Annotated in this window: 12 protein-coding genes; 8 read left to right on the top strand and 4 right to left on the bottom strand. The window is 60.9% G+C overall.

Features of this window, described 5'->3' with window-relative positions; genetic code table 11:
* Nucleotides 1-13: 13 nt before the first annotated feature.
* The 3 genes from BFP89_RS22615 to BFP89_RS22605 all read left to right on the top strand — a co-directional run bounded on the left by BFP89_RS22615 (nucleotide 14) and on the right by BFP89_RS22605 (nucleotide 6,000).
* Nucleotides 14-2,065: a putative bifunctional diguanylate cyclase/phosphodiesterase gene (locus BFP89_RS22615; RefSeq protein WP_065887660.1), complete on the top strand. Its 2,052-nt coding sequence runs from the start codon at nucleotides 14-16 to the stop codon at nucleotides 2,063-2,065.
* Nucleotides 2,066-2,192: 127 nt separating this feature from the next.
* On the top strand, nucleotides 2,193-3,533 hold the full coding sequence (locus BFP89_RS22610) for an imelysin family protein (RefSeq protein ID WP_065887655.1): 1,341 nt from the start codon (nucleotides 2,193-2,195) through the stop codon (nucleotides 3,531-3,533).
* A 1,012-nt stretch (nucleotides 3,534-4,545) separates the two neighbouring features.
* Nucleotides 4,546-6,000 (top strand): TrkH family potassium uptake protein, encoded by a 1,455-nt coding sequence (locus tag BFP89_RS22605; RefSeq protein WP_065887653.1) that lies wholly within the window; start codon nucleotides 4,546-4,548, stop codon nucleotides 5,998-6,000.
* Here BFP89_RS22605 and BFP89_RS22600 read toward each other — a convergent pair.
* The gene (locus tag BFP89_RS22600) at nucleotides 5,957-7,015 is read right to left on the bottom strand and encodes an AraC family transcriptional regulator (protein WP_065887652.1); all 1,059 of its coding nucleotides are present in this window, start codon (nucleotides 7,013-7,015) and stop codon (nucleotides 5,957-5,959) included. The two genes, BFP89_RS22605 and BFP89_RS22600, sit on opposite strands and share 44 nt — an antisense overlap.
* Nucleotides 7,016-7,175: 160 nt before the next feature.
* On the opposite strand from BFP89_RS22600, the gene BFP89_RS22595 reads away from it, so the two are divergent.
* The 3 genes from BFP89_RS22595 (at nucleotide 7,176) to BFP89_RS22590 (ending at nucleotide 9,277) form a co-directional block, all read left to right on the top strand.
* On the top strand, nucleotides 7,176-7,487 hold the full coding sequence (locus BFP89_RS22595; RefSeq protein ID WP_065887649.1) for a DUF962 domain-containing protein: 312 nt from the start codon (nucleotides 7,176-7,178) through the stop codon (nucleotides 7,485-7,487).
* A 318-nt stretch (nucleotides 7,488-7,805) separates the two neighbouring features.
* The gene (locus BFP89_RS29040; protein ID WP_163001606.1) at nucleotides 7,806-7,976 is read left to right on the top strand and encodes a hypothetical protein; all 171 of its coding nucleotides are present in this window, start codon (nucleotides 7,806-7,808) and stop codon (nucleotides 7,974-7,976) included.
* Nucleotides 7,977-8,080: 104 nt separating this feature from the next.
* Nucleotides 8,081-9,277, top strand: a complete 1,197-nt coding sequence (locus BFP89_RS22590; RefSeq protein ID WP_065887648.1) for an MFS transporter — start codon at nucleotides 8,081-8,083, stop codon at nucleotides 9,275-9,277.
* On the opposite strand, the gene arfB is transcribed toward BFP89_RS22590, so the two are convergent.
* The 3 genes from arfB to BFP89_RS22575 form a co-directional block, all read right to left on the bottom strand.
* Nucleotides 9,274-9,687: an alternative ribosome rescue aminoacyl-tRNA hydrolase ArfB gene (gene arfB / locus BFP89_RS22585; protein ID WP_065887646.1), complete on the bottom strand. Its 414-nt coding sequence runs from the start codon at nucleotides 9,685-9,687 to the stop codon at nucleotides 9,274-9,276. The two genes, BFP89_RS22590 and arfB, sit on opposite strands and share 4 nt — an antisense overlap.
* Before the next feature lie 12 nt (nucleotides 9,688-9,699).
* Nucleotides 9,700-10,383 carry a pentapeptide repeat-containing protein gene (locus tag BFP89_RS22580; protein ID WP_065887645.1) on the bottom strand — a complete coding sequence of 228 codons (684 nt, stop codon included), beginning with the start codon at nucleotides 10,381-10,383 and terminating at the stop codon, nucleotides 9,700-9,702.
* A gap of 105 nt (nucleotides 10,384-10,488) precedes the next feature.
* Nucleotides 10,489-11,910 carry an amino acid permease gene (locus BFP89_RS22575; RefSeq protein ID WP_065887642.1) on the bottom strand — a complete coding sequence of 474 codons (1,422 nt, stop codon included), beginning with the start codon at nucleotides 11,908-11,910 and terminating at the stop codon, nucleotides 10,489-10,491.
* A gap of 649 nt (nucleotides 11,911-12,559) precedes the next feature.
* On the opposite strand from BFP89_RS22575, the gene BFP89_RS29035 reads away from it, so the two are divergent.
* Both BFP89_RS29035 and BFP89_RS22570 read left to right on the top strand, forming a co-directional pair.
* Nucleotides 12,560-12,697, top strand: a complete 138-nt coding sequence (locus tag BFP89_RS29035; protein ID WP_003237751.1) for a hypothetical protein — start codon at nucleotides 12,560-12,562, stop codon at nucleotides 12,695-12,697.
* Between the two features lie 73 nt (nucleotides 12,698-12,770).
* Nucleotides 12,771-13,730, top strand: coding sequence for a leucyl aminopeptidase (locus BFP89_RS22570; protein WP_065887641.1), 960 nt, complete (start codon nucleotides 12,771-12,773; stop codon nucleotides 13,728-13,730).
* Nucleotides 13,731-14,014 lie beyond the last annotated feature (284 nt).

Genomic DNA, 14,014 nt, shown 5'->3' with positions numbered 1-14,014 from the left:
AAGGAATGCCCCTTTGAAGCTGGAACTCAAAAACAGCTTGTCGGTGAAGTTGCTACGGGTTGTCTTGCTCTCGGCACTGATCGTGGGCGTGGCGCTGAGCGTGGCGCAGATCGTTTTCGATGCCTACAAGACGCGCCAGGCCGTAGCCGGCGATGCCCAACGTATCCTCGACATGTTTCGCGACCCCTCGACCCAGGCCGTCTACAGCCTGGACCGCGAAATGGGCATGCAGGTGATCGAAGGCTTGTTTCAGGATGACGCCGTACGCATCGCATCCATCGGTCATCCCAACGAGACCATGCTCGCGGAAAAAAGCCGCACCTTGCAGCCTTCTTCCAGCCGCTGGTTGACCGACCTGATTCTTGGGCAGGAACGCACCTTTACCACCCCGCTGGTAGGCAAGGGCCCCTACAGCGAGTATTACGGCGACCTGAGCATTACCCTCGACACCGCCACCTACGGCGAAGGCTTCCTGGTCAGTTCGGTGATCATCTTTATTTCCGGGGTGCTGCGCGCCCTGGCCATGGGGCTGGTGCTGTACCTGGTGTATCACTGGCTGCTGACCAAACCGCTGTCGCGGATTATCGGGCACTTGACGTCGATCAACCCGGACCGGCCCAGCGAGCACAAGATCCCGCAGATCAAGGGCCATGAGCGCGACGAGTTGGGGCTGTGGATAAACACCGCCAACCAGTTGCTCGAATCCATCGAACGCAATACCCATCTGCGCCACGAGGCCGAGTCCAGCCTGTTGCGCATGGCCCAGTATGATTTTCTCACCGGCCTGCCGAACCGCCAGAAGCTGCAGGAGCAATTGGACCGGATCCTCACCGATGCCGGCCGGCGCCAGCGTCGCGTAGCGGTGTTGTGCGTGGGGCTGGATGACTTCAAGAGCGTCAACGAGCAGTTCACCTATCAGAATGGCGACAAACTGCTGCTGGCCCTGGCCGATCGTCTGCGCGCCCACAGTGGGCGCCTGGGCGCGCTGGCCCGCCTGGGGGGCGACCAGTTCGCCCTGGTGCAAGCCGATATCGACCAGCCCTACGAAGCGGCGGAACTGGCGCAAAGTATTCTGGATGACCTGGAAGCGGAGTTTGCCCTGGATCAGGACCAGATTCGCCTGCGCGCCACCATCGGCATCACCCTGTTCCCGGAAGATGGCGACAGCACGGAGAAACTGCTGCAAAAAGCCGAACAGACCATGACCCTGGCCAAAAGCCGCTCGCGCAATCGCTACCAGTTCTACATCGCCAGCGTCGACAGCGAAATGCGTCGGCGCCGCGAGCTGGAGAAAGACCTGCGCGATGCCCTGAGCCGTGACCAGTTTCACCTGGTGTATCAACCGCAGATCAGTTACCGCGATCACCGTGTGGTCGGTGTCGAAGCGCTGATTCGCTGGCAGCACCCGGAACACGGGCTGGTTCCACCGGACCTGTTCATCCCGTTGGCGGAACAGAACGGCACCATCATTCCCATCGGTGAATGGGTGCTGGATCAGGCGTGCCGCCAACTGCGCGAATGGCATGACCTGGGCTTCACCGAACTGCGCATGGCGGTCAACCTGTCCACGGTGCAACTGCACCACACCGAGTTGCCGCGCGTGGTCAACAACCTGATGCAGATTTACCGCCTGCCGCCGCGCAGCCTGGAGCTGGAAGTCACCGAAACCGGCCTGATGGAAGACATCAGCACCGCCGCCCAGCACCTGTTGAGCCTGCGCCGTTCGGGGGCGCTGATCGCCATCGATGACTTCGGCACCGGTTACTCATCCCTGAGCTACCTCAAAAGCCTGCCGCTGGACAAGATCAAGATCGACAAGAGCTTCGTCCAGGACCTGCTGGACGATGACGACGACGCGACCATCGTGCGAGCGATCATCCAACTGGGCAAAAGCCTGGGCATGCAGGTGATTGCCGAGGGCGTGGAGACCGCCGAGCAAGAGGCCTACATCATCTCCGAGGGTTGCCATGAAGGCCAGGGCTACCACTACAGCAAACCGCTGCAGGCCCGGGAGTTGGCGGCTTTCCTGAAGCAATCGGAACGCGATAACGCGGCGATTCTTTGAGCGGGCAGAACGATACCAAATATTTCCCGCGTATAAGCCTTTACACAAAATGCAAATCTTTCGCATTATGTCGCAGCTTTTGCGCCCCCCCGCGCGCCCCATCAACAACCGAAGCAGGATGTTCGCCATGATTCGTATGCCCCTGGCCACCGCCAGTCTGCTGGCCATTGCTATTTCTCTCGCCGGTTGCGGCGAAGGTAAAGACAAGGCCGCCGCGCCTCAGGCGCCTGCCGCTGCCAGCACTACCGCTCCAGCGGCTGCCACGCCTGCAGGCCAGGTCGACGAAGCCGCCGCCAAGGCCGTGGTCGCGCATTACGCCGACATGGTATTTGCGGTGTACAGCGACGCCGAGTCCACCGCGAAAACCCTGCAGACCGCCATCGACACCTTCCTGGCCAACCCTAACGATGACACGCTCAAGGCAGCCCGTACCGCCTGGATTGCCGCGCGCGTGCCTTACCTGCAGAGTGAAGTGTTCCGCTTCGGCAACACCATCATCGACGACTGGGAAGGCCAGGTGAACGCCTGGCCCCTGGACGAGGGGCTGATCGACTACGTCGACAAATCCTACGAACACGCACTGGGTAACCCGGGCGCCAGCGCCAATATCATCGCCAACAACGAAATCCAGGTCGGCGAAGACAAGGTCGACGTCAAGGAGATCACCCCGGAAAAACTCGCCAGCCTCAATGAGCTGGGCGGCTCCGAAGCGAACGTCGCCACCGGCTATCACGCCATCGAATTCCTGCTCTGGGGCCAGGACCTCAACGGCACCGGCCCAGGCGCGGGCAACCGTCCGGCCTCGGACTACATGACCGGTGACGGTGCAACCGGCGGCCATAACGAGCGTCGTCGCACCTACCTGCGTGCCGTGACCCAACTGCTGGTCAGCGACCTGCAGGAAATGGTCGGCAACTGGAAGCCCAACGTCGAAGACAACTACCGCGCCACCCTGGAGTCGGAACCGGCTACCGACGGCCTGCGCAAGATGTTGTTCGGCATGGGCAGCCTGTCGCTTGGCGAGTTGGCCGGCGAACGCATGAAGGTATCCCTGGAGGCCAACTCGCCGGAAGACGAGCAGGACTGCTTCAGCGACAACACCCACTACTCGCACTTCTATGACGCCAAAGGCATCCGCAACGTCTACCTGGGCGAGTACACCCGCGTCGACGGCAACAAGCTGACCGGCCCGAGCCTGTCGTCCCTGGTCGCCAAAGCCGACCCGGCAGCCGATGCCGCCCTCAAGGCTGACCTGGCGGCGACCGAAGCGAAGATCCAGGTGATGGTCGACCACGCCGACAAAGGCGAGCACTACGACCAGTTGATCGCAGCCGGTAACGATGCAGGCAACCAGATCGTGCGTGACGCCATCGCTGCGCTGGTCAAGCAGACCGGTTCGATCGAAGCCGCCGCCGGCAAGCTGGGCATCAGCGACCTGAACCCGGACAGCGCCGATCACGAGTTCTGATCAAGGCGCAGTTGAACGAGGCGACCTTCGGGTCGCCTTTTTCATACCTGTTTCAAACACCGCAGATCCCCTGTGGGAGGGGGCTTGCCCCCGATAGCGGTGTATCAGCCAAGAATTGACCGACTGACACTCTGCTATCGGGGCATAGGTATCCGTAACCACGATGCGAAGCGAGTCGCTCGTGATCTTGATCTGGCTTTTGATCTTGATCTCAGGCGCCCCGTTAAACCACGCTGGCCGAACGCAGGCTTGAATCCGTGGGTAACCCGGCAGGACGCCGGGTTAGCCGCCCCGCGCCATGGATGGCGCGTGGCGGCGGCCCACGGATTCAAGCCTGCGTTCGGGCACACCGAGCCTAAGCGAGGTGCCGAGTGGTGGGGCAAGAGCCCTTTGGTTACTTTGGGGCTTTTCCAAAGTGACCCGCCGTCAGGGCGGAACCCTAAGTGGCCATGACCGCAGAAACGGATATGTACGCGATCTGATCCAACATCCTGGTCGGTCCTGAGGCCGCCATCGGGGGCAAGCCCCCTCCCACATCTGGACCGGGATCGATCCAACATCCTGGTCGGTCCTGAGGCCGCCATCGGGAGCAAGCCCCCTCCCACATTTGGACCGCGATCGATCCAACATCCTGGTCGGTCCTGAGGCCGCCATCGGGAGCAAGCCCCCTCCCACATCTGGACCGGGATCGATCCAACATCCTGGTCGGTCCTGAGGCCGCCATCGGGAGCAAGCCCCCTCCCACATCTGGACCGGGATCGATCCAACGTCCTGGTCGGTCCTGAGGCCACCATCGGGAGCAAGCCCCCTCCCACATCTGGACCGGGATCGATCCAACATCCTGGTCGGTCCTGAGGCCGCCATCGGGGGCAAGCCCCCTCCCACAGGGGCTCTGCGCTAACTGATCGGTATCAGGGCAAGCCTCCTCCCACAGGTTGCCCCAGCCCTTGGTTTACAAGACCTCCACCGCAGGTAGAATGGCGCCTCTGCCCAAACCACCCGAGCGAATTTCATGGCGTTGCCGACCCTGCGCATCATCGGTTTCATCATCGGCATCTTCCTGATCACGCTTGCGATCGCCATGGTCGTGCCCATGGCCACCCTGGTGATCTTCGAACGCACCAGCGACCTGCCCTCGTTCCTGTGGGCCAGCATGATCACCTTTATCGCCGGCCTGGCCCTGGTGATTCCCGGGCGCCCGGAGCATGTGCACCTGCGCCCCCGGGACATGTACCTGCTGACCGTCACCAGCTGGGTCGTGGTGTGCGTCTTCGCCGCGCTGCCGTTCCTGCTGACTCAGCACATCAGCTACACCGACTCGTTTTTTGAAAGCATGTCCGGCATCACGGCCACCGGGTCCACGGTGTTGAGCGGGCTGGACAACATGTCGCCGGGCATCCTGATGTGGCGCTCGCTGTTGCACTGGCTCGGCGGTATCGGGTTTATCGGCATGGCGGTGGCGATCCTGCCGCTGCTGCGCATCGGTGGCATGCGCCTGTTCCAGACCGAGTCGTCGGACCGTTCGGAAAAGGTCATGCCGCGCTCCCATATGGTCGCGCGGTTGATCGTGGCGGCGTATGTGGGCATCACCATCCTTGGCAGCCTGGCGTTCTGGTGGGCCGGGATGGGGCTGTTCGATGCGATCAACCACGCCATGTCGGCGATTTCCACCGGCGGGTTTTCCACCTCCGATGAATCCCTGGCGCACTGGAAGCAACCGGCGGTGCACTGGGTGGCGGTGGTGGTGATGATCCTGGGCAGCCTGCCGTTCACCCTGTACGTGGCGACCTTGCGCGGCAACCGTCGCGCGCTGCTCAGGGACCAGCAGGTACAGGGTTTGCTCGGTCTGCTGGTGGTGACCTGGCTGGTGCTCGGCACCTGGTATTGGTGGACCACCAACCTGCACTGGCTGGATGCCCTGCGCCACGTGGCGCTGAACGTCACCTCGGTGGTGACCACCACCGGTTTTGCGCTGGGGGACTACAGCCTCTGGGGCAACTTCTCACTGATGCTGTTCTTCTACCTGGGCTTTATCGGCGGCTGTTCGGGCTCTACCGCCGGCGGGATCAAGATCTTCCGCTTCCAGGTCGCCTATATCCTGCTCAAGGCCAACCTGAACCAGTTGATTCACCCGCGCGCGGTGATCAAACAGAAGTACAACGGTCATCGTCTCGACGAGGAAATCGTGCGGTCGATCCTGACCTTTTCGTTTTTCTTCGCCATCACCATTTGCGCCATCGCGCTGGCCCTGTCACTGCTGGGCCTGGACTGGATGACCGCGCTGACCGGCGCGGCCAGTACCGTATCCGGCGTCGGGCCGGGCCTGGGTGAAACCATCGGCCCGGCCGGCAACTTCGCCAGCCTGCCGGATGCGGCCAAGTGGATTCTGTCGCTGGGCATGCTGTTGGGACGGCTGGAAATCATTACGGTGTTTGTGCTCTGTATTCCGGCGTTCTGGCGTCACTGACGGTCGACGTCTGCTGCAACCGCGCCCGGTATTCGCCGGGCGTGGCGTCGAACCAGCGGCGAAACGCGCGAAAGAAGTTGCTGGGGTCGGCGAACCCCAACAGGTAGGCGATTTCCAGCAAGGTCATGCTCGGCTGCGCCAGGTATTGCTCGGCCAGCTCACGGCGGGTGTCGTCAAGCAGGGCCTGGAAGCGGGTGCCCTCCTCCTGCAAACGCCGCTGCAAGGTACGCTGGGACAGATGCAACGTCTGCGCCACCACTTCGCGCTTGGGTTCGCCCTGGGGCAGCAGGCGGCACAATACCTGCCGTGCCTTGTGGGTCACACGGCTTTCGGAAAAGCGCGCCAGGTATTCACCGGCAAAACGATCGTGCAACTGCGCCATGGCCTCGTTGGCCGTGGGCAATGGCGCATCCATGTCGGCCTGCTCGAAAATCAGCGCGTCATACGGCGCATTGAATTCCAGCGGCGCATGGAACACCTCTTTGTAGGGCGCCAGATCGACCGGTTGATCGCCCTGCAGCATCACCTTATGCGGTTGCAGGGTTCGTCCTGTGAGCCAACCGCACAGCGCCAACGCACTGGCCAGCGAGGCCTCGGCGCTTTGCCGGGTGGGCGGCAGGTGGTCGCCGTGCACCGTCAGGATCAGCGCGTAGCCCTCGGGTAGCAGGCGGAAACTCAAGTCGGCGCTTTCGGCGATGATGCGCTGGTAACGTACCAGGCGCCTGAAGCCGTCGGCCAGGGTGTTGCTGGACATCAAGGCATAACCGGCGACATGAAACGAGGCCGGACGCGCCACTTTGCCCATGTTCAGGCCAATGGCCGGGTTGCCCGATAACTCCACTGCGCGCTGCCATAAACGGGTCATGGCATCCTGCGCAAAACGCGCGTCGGGGTTACTGAGATCGGCATAGTCCAATCCCAGTTGTTTGAACAGGGCCCGGCAATCCAGGCCGTCCATTTCCAGGGCCTTGACTATCCCCATCGCCCAGCTTGCAGACGTTGTTCGTTCGCTCATGGCGTCTTCTTGTGCTGGCAGGCTTAAACGGTAGCCAGGAGGCCAAGGATACTAAAGTGGCATCTATTGTCACTGGCTGTCACCACTGATCACTCTAGACTCAAATAAGCTCCCCGCCGAACATCTGTTGGGCCGCACAACAATCAGAGGGCTTGTCACCGTGGAAAACGTCAAGCGATTCAACAGCTTCGCCGAGTTTTACCCGTACTACCTGGCGGAGCACGGCAACAGCACCTGCCGGCGCCTGCATTTTATCGGCACTACGCTGGTGATCGGCATCCTGGCCTATGCCATTGGCCGAGGCTCGCCAGGCCTGTTGCTGGCCGTGCCGATCGCCGGCTACAGCTTCGCCTGGATCGGCCATTTCTTCTTCGAGAAGAACCGTCCGGCCACCTTCCAGCACCCGTTTTACAGCCTGCTCGGTGATTTTGTGATGTATCGCGACATGATCCTGGGCAAAGTGGCGTTCTAGGCACGGTCGATATAAAAGTCTATTTGTCATTTATAGTGCTGTATCCTGCCAAGGCTTTTTGAGAGCGCGCAATCACCTGCGATTGAAACAGACCTTGCGAGGAGCGACGACGATGCACGAGATACCTAATCTCCCCTTCCCAAGCCTGCAGCCTACAGAGCAGCCAGCACCGCAACAGGCCAGCGACACACGGCCCGAAGCCAAAGAAGCAAAACCAGTCGACAGCGAAAGCCAGGACTGACGCCGTACCAGACCGTGTGGAAAGCGCAGCTTTGAGCGCTTTCCACACTGCCTGAATCATTCGAGACCCCTGTAAAAATGACCGATACCCCGGATACCGCCGTACTCGACGCTGCCCTGCAGATGGTCGAGGTCTGGAACCGCCTTAGCGCGGACAAACAAGCCGTGTTGCTCAAGCGCTTCGGCACCCAGGAAAACGCCCTGGCCGCCCTGGTCACCACCCAATTGCTGGCCCCTGAGCAAGCCTGAAGCGTTCCTGCGCTGAGGTTTTTGCGCTTTAGCGCCCTGCGCGAACCAAACCACCGGTATCATTAGCAGCCTATCTTTACCTGCTGCGACAGTGGACCTCTCCCATGCAAGATACCCAGCGACCCATGGCGGTCACGCTGCAAGTCGTTTCCATCGTGCTGTTCACCTTTATCGGCTACCTGAACATCGGCATCCCCCTGGCGGTGTTGCCGGGCTATGTGCATAGCCAACTGGGCTATGGCGCGGTTATCGCCGGGCTGGTGATCAGCGTGCAATACCTGGCGACCCTGCTGAGCCGTCCGTATGCAGGCAAAATCATCGATAACCTGGGCAGTAAGCGCGCGGTGCTCATCGGTCTGGTCGGTTGCGGCTTGAGCGGCGTGTTCATGTTGCTCGCCGCCGGTTTTTCCAGCCTGCCGGCCTTCAGTCTCGGTTGTCTGCTGATCGGTCGACTGGTGCTGGGCAGCGCTGAAAGCCTGGTGGGTTCCGGTGCGATTGGTTGGGGCATAGGGCGTGTCGGTGCGGCGAATACCGCCAAGGTCATCTCGTGGAACGGCATCGCCAGCTATGGCGCGCTGGCCGTCGGGGCACCGCTGGGCGTGCTGCTGGTCAGCCGGTTCGGCCTGTGGAGCATGGGCGTCAGCATCATTGTGCTGGCGCTTGTGGGCGTGCTGTTGGCGTGGAACAAAGAAGCGGCACCCATTGTGGCCGGTGTACGCCTGCCGTTCATGAATGTGCTGGGCCGCGTGCTGCCCCATGGGTGCGCATTGGCGTTGGGCTCCATCGGCTTTGGCACCATTGCCACCTTTATCACCCTGTATTACACCACCCAGCACTGGGACAACGCGGTATGGGCTCTGAGCCTGTTCGGTGCCAGTTTTATCGGCGCGCGCCTGCTGTTCGGCAATCTGATCAACCGGATCGGCGGTTTCCGCGTGGCAATCGCCTGCCTGTCGGTTGAGATACTGGGGCTGCTGTTGCTGTGGCTGGCGCCGGATGCTCCCTGGGCGCTGGCCGGCGCGGCCTTGAGCGGCTTCGGTTTTTCCCTGGTGTTTCCGGCGCTGGGCGTTGAGGCCGTCAACCTGGTGCCGGCCTCCAGCCGTGGTGCGGCGGTGGGCGCTTATTCGTTGTTCATTGACCTGTCACTGGGGATCACCGGCCCACTGGCCGGCGCCGTCGCGGCAGGTTTCGGCTTTGCGTCGATCTTCCTCTTCGCCGCCCTCGCCGCCTGCGGTGGCTTGTTGCTGAGCCTCTATCTGTATCGCCAGGCACCTCAGGCCCGCGAGTCTCGCGACGCTTAAAAGTCGACCTTGCCACGCCCGGCCTTGATGCTGCCGCGCTTGGTTTTTGACTCCAGCCGGCGCTTCTTTGAACCCAGGGTGGGTTTGGTCGGCCGGCGCTTCTTTTCGACCTTGGTGGCGCTGAGGATCAATTCCACCAGACGCTCCAGCGCATCCGCACGGTTCTGTTCCTGGGTCCGGTATTGCTGGGCCTTGAGCACCAGCACGCCCTCGCTGGTGATGCGGCTGTCACGCAGCGCCAGCAGGCGCTCCTTGTAGAACTGCGGCAACGACGACGCCGGAATGTCAAAGCGCAGGTGCACCGCACTCGACACCTTGTTGACGTTCTGCCCGCCGGCGCCCTGGGCGCGAACGGCGGTCAGTTCGATTTCGGCGTCAGGCAGGTGCACATTGTTGGAAATTACCAGCATCAATCAAAAACCCTAGGCAACGGACAAGCCCAACTCAGACAACAACATCGACGCCTGGGCTTTGGAAATCACGGCGCCTTTGAACAGTTTGGCATCATTGAGACGAAAGCCGCTCAAATCTGCACCGCGCAGGTCGGCACCGGCAAAATTGGCACCGTTGATACGGGCATGGGCCAGGCTGCAATCCACCAGCTCTGCCTTGCGAAAGTCGGCATCCGACAAATCGCTATCGGAAAAATCCAGGTTGTTAAGCAGGGTTCGGGTAAACGACAACCCGGACAAAAAGGCGCTGTTGAGCAGGCTTTCGCTGAAGCTCAGGCCGAGGGACGCGCAATGGGTGAAGTTGGCGCCGGTCAGCTTGCACTGGGTGAAATTCGCCTGGGACAGCTTGCTGCGCTGCCAGCGCGTGTTATTCAGGTCGCAACTGCTGAACTGCGCTTCCAACAGGTTCGCAGCCTCGAAGATGGCGTGGCCGGCCCGGCAGCTTTTCCATTGCGTGCCTTCCAGGCGCGAACCGAGGAAGGACGTCTGAGTCAGAATGCACCGCTCAAACACCCAGTGGTCCAATTGCATGCGCGACAGATCGGCACCACTCAGGTCGACGCCGAGCAAGCGCAAAGGGCTGCGGTGCTGCTCGATCAGGTCTTCCAGCGCGTCGCGCTGCAGGGCGCCGCCGTCAATCTCGGTGTGCTGCATAGGGCCTCCGGGCAAGGATCGATAAAAACGGGGGGTGGAGTCTAACCTGCCCGCGCCCACAAAAAACCCGGCACACGGCCGGGTTTTCCATTTACCGGAACCGTCCTACTCCAGAACCGTCCCTGCTGTGCCCAAGGCCGCTTGCGCCTTGCGCTTGTTCTTGATCCAGTAGCACACCCCCATGAACGCCACCCAGACCGGGATCGCATACACCGACACCTGGATCCCCGGAATCATCAGCATGATCGCCAGGATAAACACCACGAACGCCAGGCAGATAAAGTTGCCGTAGGGATACCACAGCGCCTTGAACAACGGCACCTGGCCGGTACGGTCCATGTGCTGGCGGAACTTGAAGTGGGAATAACTGATCATCGCCCAGTTGATCACCAACGTGGCCACCACCAGCGACATCAGCAACTCCAGCGCATGCTGCGGGATGAAGTAGTTCATCAGCACCGCCACCAGGGTCACTGCGGCCGACGCGAGGATCGAACGCACCGGTACGCCGCGCTTGTCGATCTTCGCCAGGGCCCTGGGCGCATCGCCCTGCTCGGCCATGCCCAGCAACATGCGGCTGTTGCAGTAGGTGCCGCTGTTGTACACCGACAGCGCTGCGGTCAACACCACGAAGTTGAGGATATGCGCGGCCGTTTTACTGCCCAGCATCGAGAACACCTGGACGAACGGGCTGCCACTGTAGGGATCGCCGGAGGCGTTAAGGGTGGCCAGCAGGCTGTCCCACGGGATCAGCGACAACAGCACCACCAGGGCACCGATGTAGAAAATCAGGATGCGGTAGATCACCTGATTGATGGCCTTGGGGATCACCGTGCGTGGCTGGTCGGCTTCGGCAGCGGTAAACCCGAGCATTTCCAGGCCGCCGAAGGAGAACATGATAATCGCCATGGCCATCACCAACCCACCCACGCCATGGGGGAAGAAGCCGCCGTGCTCCCACAGGTTGGTCACCGATGCCTGTGGCCCGCCGCTGCCGCTGACCAGCAGATAGCTGCCCAGGGCGATCATGCCGACAATCGCCACCACCTTGATGATCGCAAACCAGAACTCGGCCTCACCGAAGACTTTGACATTGGCCAGGTTGATCAGGTTGATCAGCACGAAGAAGGCCGCCGCCGAGGCCCAGGTCGGAATCTGCGGCCACCAGAAGTGCACGTATTTACCGACGGCCGTCAGCTCCGACATGCCCACCAGGATGTACAGGATCCAGCAGTTCCAGCCCGACAGGAAGCCGGCAAACCCGCCCCAGTATTTATGGGCGAAATGGCTGAAGGAGCCGGCGACCGGCTCTTCGACGATCATTTCACCGAGCTGGCGCATGATCATGAAGGCGATAAAGCCGCAGATGGCATAGCCCAGGATCATCGACGGGCCGGCGGACTTGAGCACCCCGGCCGAGCCGAGGAACAGGCCGGTGCCGATGGCGCCACCGAGGGCGATCAACTGGATATGCCGATTTTTCAGGCCGCGTTTCAGCTCGCCTGAAGAGGAATGGGGTCCACTCATGAAAAGAGTCTCACGCAAGGTTTGAGAATGTTGAATGCAGGTTGCTGCCTTGAATTACCGCCTCAAGCAGCGCCGCTCAAACCCCAGCGCAGGTACCAGGAGTACAGCGTCTTTCTAACGGTCATGCGTCACCTGTTTGTTTTTATCTGTGACGAAATCGAACCCGTCTGGCTCGTGGCCAGGCGGAGTGATCAGGGAAGGTAAACCCTGGGTCTTGGCCTTTTGCGTGGTTACGCAAAGGGGGGTCACAGTAAAACGCGGCGCATTGTACACCGCTCGACAGGTTCGGCACGCACCACCAACGCGCACTCGGCAATCTGTCAGGTATTCCTTACAGGGATTTTCTACCCAGCGTTACGCGACCATCGGCGTAAACCTGACGTTACGGTGCGGAACATTGTCTTTACGGCCACGCTCAGGAGGCGGTCTACGGAAAATTGTCGGTCAGACCTGACTGAAGAATCGGTTCAGCCAATCAACTGTTTTTTCTCGATAAAAAATCTCTTCAAAAAAACCGAAGAAAAAGTCCAAATGAAACCGTGTCAATAAATATTTTGCATTTTGAAACACTCTCTCCTAGGTTCTCTGCACTTGCCCGCGAAGCCCGTTGGCAAGCCGTTCTCAAACAACGTCATCTAGGAGATACACCATGCAAGCACTGGAAAAAGACCTGGAAACCGAACTGCAACTCGACGATTGGTTTGAAGCGCCGACCCATGAGGCCGCCGTTGAAATGATGCAAGCCGACGCCGTTGTGCCATTTGGCACCGCGATGTGGCCGTTCTAACACCCGGCAGGCATACGGCAGGTGCCGTGCACGGCACCTGCCCCCTTACCCAAGGCACCGAAGGACTCCCGTCATGGACAAGGCCCGCGCCGTCGAACACTTTCTTTACTACCTCGCTCATCACCCGGCCCTCCAGGGCCTGAGCCGCCCTACCGTGCTGCTGGGCCATACCGAACGCTACGACGCCATCGCCCAGGCAATCACCCACGGCAGCGCCGCCCGTTTCAATTTCCAGGTGCAGCGCCTGGACCTGAGCGCCAGTGAATCCCTGGCCCAGGCCATCGAAGCCTGCGACCTGTACCTGTTTCTCTACGATTCCTCGACCCTGCCCAACCCCCGAGCCGAAGGCCCGGATTTTATCCGCGCATTGCAGGGCGTGATGGCCGAACATTGGAAAAAGTCGCTGTTGTTCAAGGATTATGGCGACTACTTCTACGACACCTTCAGCGTCGAACCGCAGCGCATAGCCGACCTCAACGCCACCTTGATCCGGCGCATGTCCGAGGCCACCGTGCTGAGCTTCACCGACAAGCACGGCTCACGCCTGGAAGCACCGATGAGCAGCATCAAGAAGTGGACCAATATCAACGGCGTCGGCAACCACGACCTGGCCCCTGGCGAGATCGCCACCCACAGCGAGGCCATCAACGGGCAAGTGCGGTTTGTCGGGACGTTCCTCAGCACCATCCCCTTTGCGCGTAAATACGGCGTGCTGGAGTCACCCCTGGAACTGTGGATCGAGAACTCCACCATCTGCAGCGTGGCCAGCGACGTGCCGGGGTTGGTGGATGACTTCAACAAGTACCTCAACGCCAACCCCTCCAACCGCCGCGTGGAAGAACTGGGCATCGGCACCAATGAAGGCGTGAAGGATTTGTACGCGCGCAATGCGGGCTTTGAAGAACGCCATTGCGGGTTGCATCTGGGCCTGGGCGGCGGGCAGAAAGGCAGTCACCACCTGGACCTGATCTTTGCCAGCGGCGTGTTGGCGCTGGATGACAAGCCGGTATTTGATGGGACGTTTGCCTTCTGAGCAAAGGACTCGAAAACACCGGAGATCCAACTATGGGAGGGAGCTTGCCCCCGATTGCAGTGTGTCAGCTGTAAATGCGTTCACTGGCACTCCCTCATCGGGGCATAGGTATCTACACAACTCTATAGGTATCTACACAACTCTGTATCGCCCAACCGTAACCACGATGCGAAGCGAGCCGCTCTTGATCTTGATCTTGATCTCAGGCGCCCCGTTAAACCACGCTGGCCGAACGCAGGCTTGAATCCGTGGGTAACCCGGCAGGACGCCGGGTTAGCCGCCCC

The sequence above is a fragment of the Pseudomonas sp. 31 R 17 genome (assembly GCF_900004915.1).
Lineage (GTDB): Bacteria > Pseudomonadota > Gammaproteobacteria > Pseudomonadales > Pseudomonadaceae > Aquipseudomonas > Aquipseudomonas orientalis_A.
Note: the sequence above shows the minus strand (reverse complement) of the source record. Positions and strands in the feature narration are given on the sequence as shown.